The organism is Gluconacetobacter diazotrophicus PA1 5 (assembly GCF_000021325.1).
GTDB lineage: Bacteria > Pseudomonadota > Alphaproteobacteria > Acetobacterales > Acetobacteraceae > Gluconacetobacter > Gluconacetobacter diazotrophicus.
The window spans coordinates 2905980-2921227 of sequence record NC_011365.1 but is presented as its reverse complement, the minus strand read 5'-3'; the positions used below and the strand labels follow the sequence as shown (position 1 = coordinate 2921227).

14 protein-coding genes and 2 riboswitches are annotated in these 15248 nt (G+C 64.9%); of the genes, 6 read left to right on the top strand and 8 right to left on the bottom strand.

The features are described from left to right. Window positions 1-93 precede the first annotated feature (93 nt). Entirely contained in the window at window positions 94-732 is a 639-nt protein-coding gene (locus GDIA_RS19275; protein WP_186440575.1) for a hypothetical protein, read from the top strand. Here GDIA_RS19275 and GDIA_RS18725 read toward each other — a convergent pair. Further along, window positions 616-1923: a DNA cytosine methyltransferase gene (locus GDIA_RS18725; RefSeq protein ID WP_012554484.1), complete on the bottom strand. Its 1308-nt coding sequence runs from the start codon at window positions 1921-1923 to the stop codon at window positions 616-618. The two genes, GDIA_RS19275 and GDIA_RS18725, sit on opposite strands and share 117 nt — an antisense overlap. 494 nt (window positions 1924-2417) lie before the next feature. Next, entirely contained in the window at window positions 2418-2795 is a 378-nt protein-coding gene (locus tag GDIA_RS13345) for a winged helix-turn-helix transcriptional regulator (RefSeq protein ID WP_049762937.1), read from the bottom strand. A gap of 92 nt (window positions 2796-2887) precedes the next feature. Here GDIA_RS13345 and GDIA_RS13340 point away from each other — a divergent pair, with 92 nt between their 5' ends. Then, a complete protein-coding gene (locus GDIA_RS13340) occupies window positions 2888-3493 on the top strand; it encodes an FMN-dependent NADH-azoreductase (protein ID WP_012228526.1) in 606 nt (201 codons plus the stop codon). Between the two features lie 79 nt (window positions 3494-3572). Here GDIA_RS13340 and crcB read toward each other — a convergent pair whose 3' ends face one another. Both crcB and GDIA_RS13330 read right to left on the bottom strand, forming a co-directional pair. Next, window positions 3573-3995 carry a fluoride efflux transporter CrcB gene (crcB, locus tag GDIA_RS13335; protein WP_012554483.1) on the bottom strand — a complete coding sequence of 141 codons (423 nt, stop codon included), beginning with the start codon at window positions 3993-3995 and terminating at the stop codon, window positions 3573-3575. Between the two features lie 194 nt (window positions 3996-4189). Further along, entirely contained in the window at window positions 4190-5008 is an 819-nt protein-coding gene (locus GDIA_RS13330) for a universal stress protein (RefSeq protein WP_012554482.1), read from the bottom strand. A 225-nt stretch (window positions 5009-5233) separates the two neighbouring features. Beyond that, window positions 5234-5297, top strand: a riboswitch (Fluoride riboswitch). Between the two features lie 65 nt (window positions 5298-5362). Here GDIA_RS13330 and GDIA_RS13325 point away from each other — a divergent pair. Both GDIA_RS13325 and GDIA_RS13320 read left to right on the top strand, forming a co-directional pair. Then, entirely contained in the window at window positions 5363-6937 is a 1575-nt protein-coding gene (locus tag GDIA_RS13325; protein WP_012554481.1) for a MutS-related protein, read from the top strand. Then, entirely contained in the window at window positions 6934-8460 is a 1527-nt protein-coding gene (locus GDIA_RS13320; protein ID WP_012554480.1) for a MutS-related protein, read from the top strand. The genes GDIA_RS13325 and GDIA_RS13320 overlap by 4 nt, the downstream gene beginning before the upstream one ends. Before the next feature lie 66 nt (window positions 8461-8526). Here GDIA_RS13320 and GDIA_RS13315 read toward each other — a convergent pair whose 3' ends face one another. Further along, on the bottom strand, window positions 8527-9027 hold the full coding sequence (locus GDIA_RS13315; RefSeq protein ID WP_244410110.1) for a DUF4142 domain-containing protein: 501 nt from the start codon (window positions 9025-9027) through the stop codon (window positions 8527-8529). Between the two features lie 356 nt (window positions 9028-9383). On the opposite strand from GDIA_RS13315, the gene GDIA_RS13305 reads away from it, so the two are divergent. Continuing rightward, window positions 9384-9983 carry a hypothetical protein gene (locus GDIA_RS13305; RefSeq protein ID WP_012554477.1) on the top strand — a complete coding sequence of 200 codons (600 nt, stop codon included), beginning with the start codon at window positions 9384-9386 and terminating at the stop codon, window positions 9981-9983. On the opposite strand, the gene GDIA_RS13300 is transcribed toward GDIA_RS13305, so the two are convergent. Then, on the bottom strand, window positions 9964-10380 hold the full coding sequence (locus tag GDIA_RS13300) for a hypothetical protein (protein WP_012228514.1): 417 nt from the start codon (window positions 10378-10380) through the stop codon (window positions 9964-9966). The genes GDIA_RS13305 and GDIA_RS13300 overlap by 20 nt on opposite strands. After that, window positions 10380-11735, bottom strand: coding sequence for a PQQ-dependent sugar dehydrogenase (locus GDIA_RS13295; RefSeq protein WP_012554476.1), 1356 nt, complete (start codon window positions 11733-11735; stop codon window positions 10380-10382). The genes GDIA_RS13300 and GDIA_RS13295 overlap by 1 nt, the downstream gene beginning before the upstream one ends. A gap of 267 nt (window positions 11736-12002) precedes the next feature. Continuing rightward, window positions 12003-12081: riboswitch (Fluoride riboswitch) on the top strand. 87 nt (window positions 12082-12168) lie between these two features. Here GDIA_RS13295 and GDIA_RS13290 point away from each other — a divergent pair. Further along, window positions 12169-13491, top strand: coding sequence for a voltage-gated chloride channel family protein (locus tag GDIA_RS13290; protein WP_186440577.1), 1323 nt, complete (start codon window positions 12169-12171; stop codon window positions 13489-13491). A 192-nt stretch (window positions 13492-13683) separates the two neighbouring features. Here GDIA_RS13290 and GDIA_RS13285 read toward each other — a convergent pair whose 3' ends face one another. Further along, on the bottom strand, window positions 13684-15213 hold the full coding sequence (locus GDIA_RS13285) for an efflux transporter outer membrane subunit (RefSeq protein WP_043458988.1): 1530 nt from the start codon (window positions 15211-15213) through the stop codon (window positions 13684-13686). Window positions 15214-15248: the final 35 nt, after the last annotated feature.

The window sequence follows — 15248 nt, the reverse complement described above, 5'->3', positions numbered from 1 at the left end:
GGCATTTCAGGGGGCAAGGTCATTCGCGAGCTATTTCCTTCGACGACCATTCTTTTCTATTCGGGCAGCGCCGAGGAGCAGGAGCTTCGCAGTTTGATCGCCAGCAAGGCGGTCGAAGGCGTGTACTGCTGTTCACGCGGGCGCTTTACAGAGCGTGCTGGCGAGTTGATAGACCAAACGGCACGATCACTTGACAGGCTATCCGGCATGAGGGGGCTCGCCATGCGGGTAGTGGCCGAATGCGATGATCTCATGAAGGTTGCAATGTTGTCGATGTGCGCCCGGGATCCGAATTGCGCAGGCAAGATCGAAAGCCTTGATAGTGACGTCCTGAAGTTCTTGGACGAAGCCAAGCAGGCATATGAGGAGTCGAAAGCTAAAGACCTGCTTGCTCGCATTGAAACCCGGGCAGTCGATAGCATGAAGCTGTTTAAGCATTTTCGCCGGCTGACACAGGTTGCCGCTGCTAGCCCTGCTACTTTTGGCCTGAACGACGCGGATGCAGACCGGTTGCGCGAGTTACGCAAGTCCAGTGCTCAATATGACCAGAAGGTCCTCCGCAAGCGTAACCTTCTCGGCCATGTAGTGGAGGTCGAGGGAGATGCGGGATGGATACTACAAGGTAGCGGCGAAATCACCGTCAACGATTTTGCGGACATCCGTCGGGTATTCGCCGAGCATACTGAGGCTTTCCGCGAGATGAGGCGACTCGTCACGCTTTTGGACGGCTAAGAGGCCCATAAGCATCTCCCCAAGTGCCTCGGCCAAAAGCGGTGGCACCGCGTTCCCGACCTGAGTGAACCTCGGGCATGCATCCCGCCGGCGGCTGCCGCCGGTTGTGTAGGGTCCCTTGAACGAGAACCAATCTGGGAAGGATTGCAAGCGCGCGTGCTCCCGGACCGTCATTGCCCGTGGCTTGGAATAGTGCACGAAGTCATCCGGTAGCGTGCTAATGGTAGGAGCGGGCCCGTCCGGGGCGAGCGGCGTGGTTGAGCGTTTCTTGATGCCTAGGCGTTCCCGGTCCACTGGCCTCAGACAAACCCCGCGTTCGCAATTGTCCAATATGTCCCGCATCCGCCCGACTGAGGCGGTGCTGTGCCTAGGCAACCTGAGGTCGCCGGGCTGATTAAGGCTGTCAACCCTCATCAGTCGCTGGTACGGAGTCGCTGCTTCCCGCGAGCGCTTCAGCGCCCGGAAACCGAGATGGCCCCATTCGCTGTCAAGTCCGGGTTCCATATCGCTTTCCTCAAGGTCTGAGATCGCGGCACTGGCGCTCGTATGATCCGGCCCAAGCCCTCGTGCGACAAGGAATGCTTTCCTGGCGACGCGCAAGCGTTGCATTGGATCAATGCCGGGTAGTGTGCCCTTTGGTGCAGCGATGAGTACAAACCTCGGCCTGCGCTGCGGAACGCCCCAGTCCGCAGCCCGTAAGATTTCAATCCAGGTGTCGTAGCCAAAGGCTTCCAGCCTACGCTTGGTATAATCGCTGTAAGTTCCGCCTGTGCGATGCTTCATCGAGCGGAAGCCAACCACATTCTCCAACAAAATTAGGCGTGGACGGACGATTTCGACGTAATGGAGATAGACGTCCACCATTTTGCTGCGTGGATCATCAGGCCGCCGGAGGCCATTCATGCTGAAGCCTTGGCATGGTGGTCCGCCGGCGACCAAGTCGACCTTCCCGCGTAACTCGGCAAGTTCCGTTTCATGATGGACAAGTACATCCTGAGCCTGCCACGCTCGCTTGTCGAGCCATGCCGGCCAACTATGGCGGTTCCTGCCACTGTCAAGTAAGTTGGCTCGGTAGGTATCGAATGCATCAGCATGAGCCTCGATCGCGAACAGGGTCGAGAAACCGGCGGCTCCAAGACCGAGCGAGAGCCCGCCACAACCGGCAAATAGGTCGATGCATGATGGTATCATGGCAGCGCTATCGCACGTATTGCAGCAAATGTCCAGGACGATCGAATTGTACAAGTCTCAGCTTGGCTGCGGATCGGCGTCGATCAACGCTGAAGCGGGCCCCTCGAACCAACCGCTATCGTGGCGCTATATCGTAGAGTGTCGTACCACCCTCGGGCGTGTAACCAGCGACACGATTGGCCGTAATGTCGACGTAAACTAACGCGACCATCCTGCTGATTCGTCCGAGGGGGCTTGCCGGCATCAGCGAGTTGTTGCGCGAAGGTCGGCTTCCCATTTGTCGTGCCTGAAACCTGACAGGCAGAAAACGGCCCCAACTCGGCCGCGAGAGATTGTGCTGCTTATGTCCGCTATGCGGAAAGCTATTCACAGGCGCGTATGCCCGACATGAGGGCGCAAGCTGCCAGTCTTACATCCCGCCGCCTTCACCGCGATATTCACGCATCCGCCGGGCACCTCGTCACGACGCTATTTGGTTCGCGTGCCCTGATCCCTCACGCTTTCCGGCTATCGAATTCCCGTTGCGCCATCTCGATCTTGTCCAGGTTGGCCATCGCCCAGGTCCCCAGCGCCTGCACCGGTTCGCGCAGCGACCGGCCCAGCGGCGTCAGTTCGTAGTCCACGCGGGGCGGGATGGTCGGATAGACCGTGCGCGTTACCATGCCGTCGCGCTCCAGCCCGCGCAGGGTCAGGGTCAGCATGCGCTGGGAAATGCCGTCGACCATGCGGCGGATTTCATTGAACCGGCGCGGCCCGTTGCCCAGTTGCATGACGATCAGCACGCTCCATTTGTCGCCCAGGCGCGCCAGGACCGGACTGATCTTGCGGCAGTTTCCCTGGCCCGGATCGGGTGCCTCCCCGGTTACATGCATGTTCCCGCGTATCAAGAATGTGCCCCCTTGCGCGCCGTGGTGACAGTGGCAAACATATCCTCGGTTACAAACATATACCTAGGACCGACGCAATGAAACTCCTGCATCTCGACGCCAGCATCCTGCCCGAGGACAGTTCGGTCAGCCGCACGCTGTCCGCCGCCGTCGTGGCGCATGTCCGGGCCTTGCAGCCGGACCTGACCGTGACGCGGCGCGACCTGGTGGCCCACCCGCTGTCGCACATGACGCTGGCCAACCTGCCACCCGACCACCCGGCCTCGGTCCCCGGCAACGAGGTCGAGCGCGCCGAGAGCCAGGCCGTGCTGGAGGAGTTCCTGACCGCCGATATCGTGGTCATCGGCGCGCCGATGTATAATTTCACCATCCCCACGCAGCTCAAGAGCTGGCTCGACCGCGTCCTGGTCCCGGGCCGGACCTTCAAATACGGCCCCGAGGGCGTGAAGGGTCTGGTGGAAGGAAAGCGCGTGATCGTGGCGCTGTCGCGCGGCAGCTTCTACGGCCAGGAAACGCCCTACGCCACGGCGGAACACACGGAAACCTACCTGCGCACCGCGCTGGGCTTCATCGGCATCGCCACCCCGGAGGTCATCGTGGCCGAAGGCGTCAGCCGTGGAGAAGACCAGCGCGCCGCCGCCATCGAAGCCGCCCACCAAACGGTCGCGGCACTGCGCGTCTGACCCTGCTCGGACATGGCGGGCGGCCCCCAGGGCCGCCCGGTATCCGGGCGGTGCACGCCCTGCCCGTCAGGCGGCTTTTTCACGATGCCTGATGAAGCCGGCGCGCGTGCGCGTGATTGACGGCCTGGGCGGCGAGGTAACCGGCCGAGACGGTCGCCATGCACAGGACGACCGACAACCCGACATTGAGAAAAGCCCTGACCGGCGCGCCATTCCGCAGCAGATCGAGCGTCTGGAGGCTGAACGAGGAAAAGGTCGTATATCCGCCGCACAGCCCGACCATGAAGACCACCCTTTGCGTATCGGACAGCGGGAAGCGCGCGCCCGCGACGGTCAGGCTGCCGAAGAACGCGATGGCGAACGAGCCGGTCGCATTGATCAGGATCGTGCCCCAGGGCAGCGACTGGCTCCAGCGCAGCGTCGCCAGCCCGATCCAGTAGCGCAGGAGCGTGCCTGCGGCACCCGCGAGAGCAATCCAGAGCGTCGGAAGAAAATTCGTCACGTCGGTTCAATCCCTGTCGGGGTGGAGCCTCGGAGCCTGACCGGACAGGCGCGCTGCTGAGCGAGAGCGACCCGAAGGGTCGTGCCCGTCGTGCGTTTCCGAGCACCGAAGCGGAGTGGCCTTATGGGCCATGAGCATCGGAGCGCAGGAAACGCGCGTCGGATCGCCGGCAGCGGAGCTTTTGAAGCAGCCTCTCAATGGTGGGTCAGGATCGGGAGGGTACCATGGGCGAGGATATCGCGCGTCGGCCCGCCGAAGAGCCATTCGACGAAGCGCGGATGGGTGTAGGACCCCATGATCAGGAGGTCGGCCTGCGCCGCAAGGGCATGGGCGCGGATCTGCTCGCCGGGATCGCCATCGTCGAGCGTGAACCGATCGACGACGGTCCTGACCCCCCTGGATTCCAGTTGGGCCGCCACCGGGGGCAGTTCGACCGTCCCGTGTCCGCCCTCACCGATGACCCACGTGACCACCTCCGCCCTGGACAGCAAGGGGGTGGCCGATGCGATCGCGCGTTCGAGCGCGTGGGACGGACGCCAGGCAATGACGGGCCGCGCGCCGACGGTCGGGTGATGATGAAGGGGCGCGATCACGACCGTGGACTGCGCATCGTACAACGCGCCGGTGAAGGCCTGTCCGACGAATGCGGGGTCCTTCGGGCGCGGGCGGCTCAGAACCGTCAGGTCGGCGTTCGCGGCTTCGCGCGCCACGATCTTCTGGACATCCCCCGCTATCTCGATCCAGCGGGCGGTCGCGGTTCGGCCCGACGCCGTGATCCAGTCCGCGCAGGCGGCGCGAAGCCGGTCCGCACGGTCGGACACGGACCGCGCGAAACGCAGGCGGTCTTCCCGCGTCGGCATGCCCTCGTCCGGTGCCCTGAAATCGGGATCGTCTTCCAGTTGGGGATGCAGCAGACGAATGTCCCGGCACGCGAACCGGTCCGCCAGTTGCCCGGCCACCTCGAGCGTGAAGGTCACGGTGTCAGGCCGGTCGAGAACGACGAGAATGCGCATGCTCACGCCTCCTGCCAGGACAACATAGTTGAAAACAGCGGTAAAAACAGGGTCCAAGGGAACGGGTCACGGGCAAGCATAATCGCCTGCCCGCGAACAGGAAACGGCCTTTTCCCGATCGGTTCCCGATCCGGCTGAAAATCGAGGGGGCGCGGATTCGATTTCCGGCCGTCCGTCAACCTGGCGGCGTTTCGTGCGTTGAGGTGGCTATCGGAGGGCTTACGCCGTCCGGTCGGAGATGGAGTACCTCCGTATAACCGCCCCCAGGGCTGATGACTCCTGCTCGCATCCCGTGTGTTGCGGCAGGACGTCTTGCATCCTTCCGTGACAGCAATGCCGGAAGGATACCGCACCATGGCGGCGCACGATGCCATCGGTTTCGAAAGCATTCTGAATCCCGACCCCGCGATGCAGGCCCGGACCGAGCCGGTGCCCGATCGTCCGGCACCCGAACCCCGCTGCTTCCACGACCTCTGCCTGGATCAGATCCTCGACCGGATGACCGCCGGGCGGGAGATGTTCGGGCTCGACCGGGTATTCTGCACGCCGGCGCCGGATCTCGGGACGATCCGCTATCGCCAGGCGTTCTGGCAGGATCTCGAGCAGCCGGATATCGGCGCGGCGTGCCGCGCTTTCACGCGGAAGATCCAGAGCAGCCGCGCTCAACAGCAGATGGTCGGGAAAAGCCAGGACGAATGGTCGGCGCGGCGCTGGTTCCTCGATGCCGCAAGGATGTACGGATCCGCCGTCCGGGACCTCGACCGGGCCCTGAACGGGCTGAAACCGACCTCCGACGCCGTCGGCATGCTGGCGCGGTGGCTCGACACGCATCTCTCATCGGACCATTTCCGCCGCCTCGCCGACGAGGGGGAGGCGATCGCGCGAGACCTGGAGGACATTGTGTATGCGGTATCCGTGGGCGAAGGGGATTTCCGGGTCCAGCATCCCGGACGCGAAAGCGATTACAGCGCGGAAATCGAGGACACCTTTGCGCGGTTCCGGCAGGGCGACGTCCGCAGCCACCTCGTGGACCTGCAGGACACCCTGGGGCTCGATCATATCGAGGCGACGATCCTCGCATTCGTCGCACGGCTGAATCCGAACGTGTTCGACCGCCTGCGGACATTCTGCGAGGATTTCGCCACCTACGAAAATCCGGTCCTGATCAGGCTGGACAGGGAACTGCATTTCTACCTCGCCTATGCCGATTTCATCGCGCCGATGCGTGCCGCGGGCCTGCCATTCTGTTGCCCGGACATGTCGGACACCGACAAGGCGGAGCGGGTAGCCGACATGTTCGATCCCGCCCTGGCCGTGCGGCTGGTCGATGACGGCAAGGCGGTCGTCACGAACGATTTCGAACTCTCCGGCCCCGAACGGATCATCATGGTCACCGGCCCCAATCAGGGCGGAAAGACGACCTTCGCCCGGGCATTCGGTCAATTGCACTATCTCGCCCGTCTCGGACTGCCCGTTCCCGGACGCGAAGCGCATCTGTTCCTGGTCGACGAGATCCATACGCATTTCGAGCGGGAGGAGAACGCGGCCGACCTGCGCGGCAAGCTGGAAGACGAACTGGTGCGGATTCACGACATCGTCACGCATGTCTCGCCGCGCAGCCTCGTGATCATGAACGAAAGCTTCAACGCGACGACGGCCGACGACGCGGCCAGCCTGTCCGCTGCCGTTCTGGAGGACTTCATCGGACAGGACCTGATCTGCGTCTGCGTGACCTTCATCGATGAGATCGCGACATTGTCCCACACGATCGTCAGCATGGTCAGTACGGTCGATCCGGACCGCGACGACGCACGGACATTCAGGATCGTCCGCCGACCCTCCGACGGACGGGTCTATGCTGCCTCCCTGGCCCATAAATATCACCTCACGGGCGCCGATATCCGGCGCCGCCTGACGGAGGCACCATGAAAGCCCACCTGCTCTTTCGCGATCGGGACCTCGATCCGAAAGCCCCCCTGCCGCCGCAGGCGGACGCCCTGATCGACGATTTGCGCCTGAACGTCATATTCGACGCCATGGCGGCAGGCGACGAGCTGATTGCCCGGGTCAGCCCACGCGTGATGCTGAACACCCTGGCCGACCCCGAAGACATCCGCTACCGGCAGGAAATCACATCGGAAAGCCTCGACCGGGAGGACCTGGTCCGGGAACTGTACAGCCTGGCCTCGGACGCGATCGAGGCGGAACGCAAAAGCTATATTCATGCCGGTTTTCGCAGTCCCGGCAGCATCGTATTCGAATCCGTGTCGGTCCTGAAGCTGCTTCTGGGAACCCTGACGCGCCTGCGGGCCATCAGCGACGCGGAACGAGGCCGTTCAACGTCGCGCGGCCTGCGGACGCTGTTCGAAACGCTTTCCCGCGAACTGGATGACCCTTTCTTCGAACGCATTCGCGGCTATATCAGTGACCTGAGCCGGCCGCGCATGCTGTTTACCGCCCGGCTGGGCGTCGGGAACAAGGCAACCGACCATGTGCTGCGCAAGCCGCTGCCGCCGGAAGGCAACTGGCTGGCACGCGCCTTCGCGGGGAAGCCGGAAGGGTACAGCTTCCGGCTGAATGAACGCGACGAAAGCGGCGCACGCGCCCTGAGCGACATTCGCGATCGCGCGCTCAATCGCGTGGCGGATGCGCTCGGACAAGGGAAGGACCACGTGCTTGCCTTCCTGAACGCGCTTCGGAACGAGCTGGCTTTCTATGTCGGCGCGATCAATCTTCACGCGCGGCTGGTGGAACTGGCGCTGCCGACCTGCCTTCCGGACTTCCAGTCTTCCGAAGACCATGATTTCGCGGCGACCGGACTTTATGACGTCGCCCTTGCACTGACATCGGACAGGCAGGTCGTGGGCAACGATATCGACGCCACGGGCCCGCACCGTACCGTCATCATCACCGGGGCCAACCAGGGGGGGAAAACGACCTTCCTGCGCAGCGTCGGCCTGTCCTTCGTGATGGGACAATGCGGGCTGTTCGCCGGAGCCGGGTCACCGCGTACCGGCGCGGCCGGAAACGTGTTCACGCATTTCAAGCGCGAGGAAGACCGCGCGCTCGAAAGCGGAAAATTCGATGAGGAGCTGCATCGTATGAGCGTGCTGGTGGATCAGCTTCGGCCGCATTCGGTCATGTTGCTCAACGAATCGTTTGCCTCGACCAATGACCGGGAAGGTTCCGATATTTCCTACGAAATCGTCAGCAGCCTTCAGGATGTCGGCGTCCGGGTGTTCTTCGTGACGCATCAGTACAGCTTCGCCCACCGGTTCTTCGCGAACCATCGCGCCGATACGCTGTTCCTGCGGCCCGAAAGACTGGAGAACGGCACCCGTACCTTCCGGCTCCGCCCCGGAGAGCCGGAGACGACAAGCTACGGGCAGGATCTTTACGCGCGTATTTTCGGGCATGCCCTGCCCCGCCATGATACGCGCCAGACGCCCTGATCGCCACGCCGTGGGCCCGCCCATGTTCCGAAGCCCGGCAGCCGGGCTTCGGAAACAGCCTTCTCTCTATGCAAGCTGCGCTTCATAGGCGGCGAGCATGGTCTTGGTATCGTTCGCAAGCTTGACCAGGTCCGGATTTTTCGAGCTGGCGATCTCGGCGTCGATGACAGGTTTCATCCTGGCGCTGTTGCGTGACAGGGACCGGATATAGCTTCGGTCGAACGCGGTGCCGTGAAAATGCTGCATCCGGTCGATAATTTTCTGATTTTCGGACGAAGGCTTGGGTGTCAGGGTGATGGCGTGCGCCGCCACCAGCTTCGTCAGCTTGTCCTGGTTTCCCGTCAGGTCCTTGGCGATGGTCGCACCCAGGGTCGCCACATCGCTGCGCGCCGCATGGGTTTCGGCACTCTTCGCCAGCGCGATCTGCATCACGTCCATTTCGTTGAGCTTCTGCACGAAATCCGCATCCGCGCTCGTCAGCGGGGCAGCCTTCGCCACGGCCGGCAATGGCGGCGGCAGCGGCTGTCCGGGGCTGACGCAGGCCCCCAGTGCCAGAAGCACCGCCATGAGAGGGAGCCGGGCAAACGATTTGCAACGAGACGGTAGCGACATGATCGGCGGATTCTCCTTCGTTTTCCGATGCAGTTCCGAATGATGGCCCCTGCCGGAGCGGCCTTCGAAGAAGCCGTTGCCGTGGCCCTGCTGACGATATGGTCCATGATGAGAGTGCGGAACGAGAAAGGCAATGGCGAAGTATCCGTACATAATATGGACACAATTCCGGCAACATTGTGTATCGCCATGGAAGAAACATTTTACGCCGCGCTGGGCCCTTGCGCCGACCGGAAAGAGCGCACTAGGTTTGGCGAACGGGTGTGCCGCGCCGGGCGCGTTCGGATCGGGATGGAGGGATAATCCAGGACATGAACCGCCGCATTCTATGCTTGCTTGCCGTCTCCTCGTTTCCTCTCGGCCTGGGCGGCTGCGGATATTTCGATTCACGGGCCGCCCACAAGGCACAGGTGACGATGATCGGGATGACGTCCTACGACCTGCAGGCGTGTGCCGGACTTCCAACCTCCACCAAGCAGCTCAACGATACGACCCAGATCTTCGTCTACACCGGAACGCATTCGCAGCCGACCTACGGGGGTTCGACACTCATTCCGGTGGGCGATGTCGTCACGACGATCCTGCAGCTTGGCGGCGGCGGCGGCACGACCTGCACGGCGGTAATCCGCCTGGACCATGACCGGGTGTCGGACGTGCATTATGCGGGTGACGACGACGAAATGGTCGGCACGGACGGGATCTGTTCCATTATCACCCGTGGATGCGCCCGCCAGCCCGAAAGCACGATGAAGCGGTCCGACGGCGGCGTGTTCGGCCCGGTTTCGGCGTTCCATCCCCCCGTTACGCCGAATCAGTCGACATCCGATACGTATTCGCCGCAATCCGGCGCAACCATTCTCAATCCCGATCCGAAATCATCGGATTCGGCCGTTATTTCCCGGCCCCAGTAACGGCTCCCTCGGTCGCGGGGCCCGCTGCCCGCGACGGCGGGGCGGTGCCCTGGCCCTTCGTCCGCTGGATGGCCTGGTTCTGGGCCTTGGTCATGGCCCAGCGAAGGGCCGTCTCGGCCTCGGGCACGTCCAGGGTGCCGGCGTCAACGTCCAGGCCGATGCGTAACGAAGCCATGTCGGTCTGCGACACCAGGTCGTAATTGGGTCCGATCGCGTCCGGACCATATCGGAAATGGGCCGCGGCGATGCAGCGGAACCGGTCGTACGCGGTGCCTTTCCGGAACGGATAACGTGCCAGGCATCGCGACACCGCCGCATGCAGCGCGCCCGTACCGCGGTCGTCCGTGCACGCGGCGGAAAAGGCGCACAGGCAGGCGACGGCAAGCAGACGCCTCATTATTGTCCCTGCGGCATGCCCGGGGCGCCGGTCACGCGCCAGACGGTGTTGCCCACGTCGTCGGCCACCAGCAGCGCGCCCGTGCCGTCCAGCGCCAGGCCAACGGGGCGGCCGTGGACGTGCTTTTCGTCGGCGGTCAGGAAGCCGGTCAGCACCTCGCGCGGCTCTTCCACCGGGGCACCGTCGACGAACGGGACGTAGATCACGCGATAGCCGCTCTTGGGCCAGCGGTTCCACGATCCGTGCTGCGCCACGAACAGCCCGTGCCGCCAGGCTTCGGGCAGCGTGCTGGCCTGCGAAAACGCGATCCCCAGCGACGCTGTATGCGGCCCCAGCGCATAGTCGGGTGCAATGGCCTGCGCCACCAGGTCGGGCCGCTGCGGCGTCACGCGCACGTCCACATGCTGCCCGTAATAGCTGTAGGGCCAGCCATAGAACGCGCCCTCCTGCACGGCGGTGATGTAGTCGGGCACCAGGTCGCTGCCGATCTCGTCGCGTTCGTTGACGGCGGTCCACAACGCGCCGGTCTGCGGGTTCCAGGCCAGGCCGTTGGGGTTGCGCAGGCCGGTGGCGAAGGGGCGCAGCGTGCCGGTGGCGATGTCGAACCGGTCGATCCGCGCCCGTCCTTCCTCGACCGCCATGCCGTGCTCGGCCACATTGCTGTTCGACCCCACGGTGATGTACAGCGCGCTGCCGTCCGGGCTGGCCAGGATGTTTTTGGTCCAGTGATGGTTATAGCCCGCTGGCAGGTCGATCACCCTGGTCCCCGGCGCATCGATCCGGGTCTGGCCCGTTTGGTAGGGAAAGCGCACCAGCGAATCGGCATTGGCGACGTACAGCGTATCGCCCACCAGCGCCATGCCGAACGGCGAGCGCAGATGATCCAGGAACACCGTCCGCTGGTCGGCCACCCCGCGCCCCGTCGAGTCGCGCAGCAGGATGATCCGGTCCGGGCTTTTATCCCCCGCCCCGACCGCCCCCATGACGAAGCGGGCGATCCGGTTCTTCAGCGTCGTGATATCGGTCATGGGCGAATTCGATTCCGCGACCAGGATATCGCCGTTGGGCAGGCGGTACAGCCAGCGCGGATGGTCCAGGCCGGTGGCGAACGCCGCCACCGCCAGCCCGGGCACCACGCGGGGCGTGGCCCCCGCCGCCCAGCCCACCGGGGTGGCGATATTCACCGTGGGCAGCAGCGTCGGGTTGGGCGGCGGCAGCAGCGGATGCGCGCCCGTTCCGGCCGCAAGGGTCAGCGTCGCCTGTTCCGGCCGCGCCGCCATGCGGTAGCAGCCGGCCAGCAGCAGCAGAACGAGGGCGGCACCGCCCCCCAGTACCCAGATGCGCGAACGCCTCATGACGGGACCTCGGACCGACGGCGCCGCCGACACGCCATGACGGGACCGCATGGTCCGGCGCGGCAGCCGGGGTGCCGGAATTGAGGGACGATGGACCCGAAGCCGTTCCGCATCGCCCCGAAAGTGGAACATTCCGGGAAACACACCCTAAATTTCCCCCCCATGCAAGCATCCATGCGCGGCGCAGATATGCAGCCGGAACGCCGGCCCGCACCCACGCGGCCCGGCACGCGCGATCTTGACGCCGCCATCCGGTTCGGGGTTAACGTCGGCGCAGGCAATGGATTTCTGCCTGACCGTCCGGGTCGAACCGCCTCTTTCGGGGGCTGATGATTCCTACCCACCGCCTTCGGGCAACAAGGGCAGGAATCCGTTCGCAGCCATGTACATCCCTTTTTCGTTTCGTCCGCGCCGCGATCCGTATGTGGCCGTCATGGCCCGGTTCGTGACGGGCTGCATCCTTGCCGCCCGCGCCGCCGCCCGTTGGCTGTGCATGCTCCTGCCGATGGCCGTCTGTGTCGGCAGCCTCTGCGCCCTGTTCCTCTGGCTGCTCGACCGGGTAACGGACGACCGTCTCCATCATCCGGACCTGCTCTACGCCCTGCCCCTGGCCGGGGTTGCCGTCGGACTGACGTATCACGTCCTGGGACGCCAGGCGGAAGGCGGCAACAACCTGATCGTGGACCAGATCCACGAACCGGGCGGCGGCGTGCCCCTGCGCATGGCGCCCCTGGTCCTGGCCGGAACGGTGGTCAGCCATCTGTTCGGCGCCTCGGTCGGGCGCGAAGGCACCGCCGTGCAGATCGGCGGCAGCATCGCCAGCGGCTTCACGCGCCTGTTCCGCCTGACGGCGCGCGAGGTCCGGACCCTGCTGACGGCGGGCATCGCCGCCGGATTCGGTGGGGTGTTCGGCACCCCGGTCGCGGGCGCGGTGTTCGCGATGGAGGTCCTGTCCATCGGGCGGATGGAGTATTCGGCCATCGTCCCGGTCGCCGTCGCCGCCATTGCCGCCGACTGGACCTGCCATGCGTGGGGGATTCATCACGTTACCTACACGCTGCCATTCCGGGGCTATCCGGACGCGGGCGGCACGGCATTCCATGCCGATCCGCTGCTGCTGGCCAGGGTAGCGGCCGCCGGGGTCGCCTTCGGGCTGGCCAGCCTGGCCTTCGCCCAGGCGGTGCATCGGCTGGGGGCCGTCTTCAGGGCGCTGTGCCCCGTCGCCTGGCTGCGTCCGGCCATCGGCGGCGTGCTGACCATCGTGCTGGTCTTCCTGGCCGGATCACGGGATTACCTTGGCCTCGGCATCACGGCGCCCGAACCGGGGGGCGCGTCCATCCTCGATTTCTTCGGTCCCGCACACTATGCATGGAGCTGGCTGTGGAAGCTGGCCTTCACCGTCGCGGCCCTGGCCACCGGGTTCAAGGGCGGCGAGGTCACGCCGCTGTTCTTCATCGGTGCCGGCCTGGGCAACGCGCTGGCGCCGCTGCTGCACGCGCCGGTGGACCTGCTGGCCGCCGTGGGCTTCGTCGCCGTCTTCGCCGGTGCCGCCAACACGCCGCTGGCCTGCACCCTTATGGGCATCGAACTCTTCGGTGCCGCGGATATCGTCTATCTCGCGGTGGGATGTTTCGTCGCCTATCTGTGTTCCGGCCATTCCGGGATCTATCGGGCGCAGCGTATCGGCACGCGAAAGACGCATTGCGTGTTCCTCCAGCAACCTGCCCGCTCTTCCCGGGATGCCGTGGCACGGTAATGTCATGACCCGAAGCGTTTCCGCCTGCGCATCCCAGGTATATCGTCAATAAACGTGGAGCAGGGTGACATGACCGTCATGATCATCGACAGCCTGTCCCACCAATCTTCAACCGCGCCGTAGCCTAACGCAAGAAAATCCCTGAACAGATCAAAAGTTTTCTGGTTCTTTTTTCAAAAAAAACGTCTTCCCTCAATCCTGGAACGCCCGCGCCAGGACGTTCTGCTTCTCCAGCGACACCGGCAGGGCGGATGCGGTCACCCCCACGCCCTGCCAGCCGGCACCCATGGCGGTATAGAGGTCGATGGCGTCCTGCAGGCGCTCCAGCCGCGCCACGGCCTCGGCGTTCTCGGCGGCCAGGGCGGTGCGCTCGGTGGTCAGCACCTCCAGGAAGCCCACCAGCCCGGCGGCATACAGCTTGCGCGCCCGGTCGCTGGCCAGCCGGCTGTCCTCGGCGGCGCGGTGCAGCAGTTCGGTGTGCTCCACGTCGTCATGCCACGCCGCCATCGCGTCCTCGACCTCGCGGAACGCGCCCAGCACCGTCTGGCGGTAGGTCAGGCGGCTGGCTTCCGCCGCCGCCTGGGCGGCGCGGATCTGCCCGGTCAGCTTGCCGCCATGCATCAGCGGCAGCGACGCCAGCATGAAGAACTGCCAGCTCAGCGCCCCGGCCTCGAACACCTGGTACATCGCCGACGCGTTGGGGTTGAAGTTCAGCGGAATGGCGAAATTCGGATACATCTGCGCCACCGCGACCCCGATCCGCGCCGTCGCCTCGGCATAGGCGCGCTCGGCGCGGCGGATGTCGGGCCGGTTGCCCAGCACGATCGAGGGCACCGTCGCCGGGAAGTCCGGCACCTGGGGCAGCGGCTGCGCCACCTTCAGCTCGGCCTCGGTGGTGCCGGGCACCTGGCCCATCAGCACGTCGATGGCGTGGGTGATCTGCGCGATATGGGTGCGCAGCGGCTCGCGCGCCGCCTGCTGGGCGTCCAGCTCGGCCTTCGCCTGGGCGATCTGCAGCGTGTTGCCCACGCCCTCCAGATACAGCCGCCGCGTCAGGTCGTAGGCTTCCTGCGCCACCCCGATGTTGCGGTTCGAGATCTCCAGCCGCAGCTGGGTGTCGCGCAGCACCATGTAGTCGCTGACCAGCGACGACAGCATGGTCATCAGCACCGCGCGCCGTTCCTCGACATTCTCCTCGACCGCGTGTTCCGAGGCCTCGACCGCGCGGCGGATGCGGCCGAACACGTCGATCTGCCAGCTGGCGCTGACGCCGTAGGACAGGTACGACGCCCCCGGCCGGTTGGCCGGATTGCCCGGGCGCAGCGGCCAGTTGTCCACGTTGATGGAATAGCGGCTGTCACCGTCGGTGGTGTTGGCATCGACCTGCGGATACCAGGCGGAGGCCTGGACGTCGCGCAGCGCGCGCTCGGCCAGGATGCGCTGGCCGGCGATCTGCAGGTCGTAATTGCCCGCGATCGCCCGGTCAACCAGCCGGTCCAGCTCGGCGTCGCCGAAGCGGTGCCACCAGTCCTTCAGCTCGGCATTGGTGCGGGCGATTTCCGCCGGCGTCGCGGCATGCTCGTCCTCGGCAAAGCCCGGCGGCAGCTTCATCCGGTCCGGCTGGTAGCGCGGCCCCACCGTGCACCCCGCCAGCATCGTGGCGGCCAGCAGCATCAGCCCGGCCCGGTGGAATGTGCGTCTCGTCTTCATGCTCGCGCTCATGGTCACGTTCGGGCCCGATGTCCGTTTGAAAGATG

Excerpts from the sequence above, each read along its gene's own strand:
- GDIA_RS13340 (WP_012228526.1), top strand. The coding sequence starts at position 2,888 with ATGAAACTCCTGCATCTCGACGCCAGCATCCTGCCCGAGGACAGTTCG.
- GDIA_RS13345 (WP_049762937.1), bottom strand. The coding sequence starts at position 2,795 with ATGCATGTAACCGGGGAGGCACCCGATCCGGGCCAGGGAAACTGCCGC.
- GDIA_RS13320 (WP_012554480.1), top strand. The coding sequence starts at position 6,934 with ATGAAAGCCCACCTGCTCTTTCGCGATCGGGACCTCGATCCGAAAGCC.
- GDIA_RS18725 (WP_012554484.1), bottom strand. The coding sequence starts at position 1,923 with ATGATACCATCATGCATCGACCTATTTGCCGGTTGTGGCGGGCTCTCG.
- GDIA_RS13330 (WP_012554482.1), bottom strand. The coding sequence starts at position 5,008 with ATGCGCATTCTCGTCGTTCTCGACCGGCCTGACACCGTGACCTTCACG.
- GDIA_RS13290 (WP_186440577.1), top strand. The coding sequence starts at position 12,169 with ATGGCCCGGTTCGTGACGGGCTGCATCCTTGCCGCCCGCGCCGCCGCC.
- GDIA_RS13300 (WP_012228514.1), bottom strand. The coding sequence starts at position 10,380 with ATGAGGCGTCTGCTTGCCGTCGCCTGCCTGTGCGCCTTTTCCGCCGCG.
- GDIA_RS13305 (WP_012554477.1), top strand. The coding sequence starts at position 9,384 with ATGAACCGCCGCATTCTATGCTTGCTTGCCGTCTCCTCGTTTCCTCTC.
- GDIA_RS13285 (WP_043458988.1), bottom strand. The coding sequence starts at position 15,213 with ATGAGCGCGAGCATGAAGACGAGACGCACATTCCACCGGGCCGGGCTG.
- GDIA_RS13315 (WP_244410110.1), bottom strand. The coding sequence starts at position 9,027 with ATGGCGGTGCTTCTGGCACTGGGGGCCTGCGTCAGCCCCGGACAGCCG.
- GDIA_RS13295 (WP_012554476.1), bottom strand. The coding sequence starts at position 11,735 with ATGAGGCGTTCGCGCATCTGGGTACTGGGGGGCGGTGCCGCCCTCGTT.
- GDIA_RS13325 (WP_012554481.1), top strand. The coding sequence starts at position 5,363 with ATGGCGGCGCACGATGCCATCGGTTTCGAAAGCATTCTGAATCCCGAC.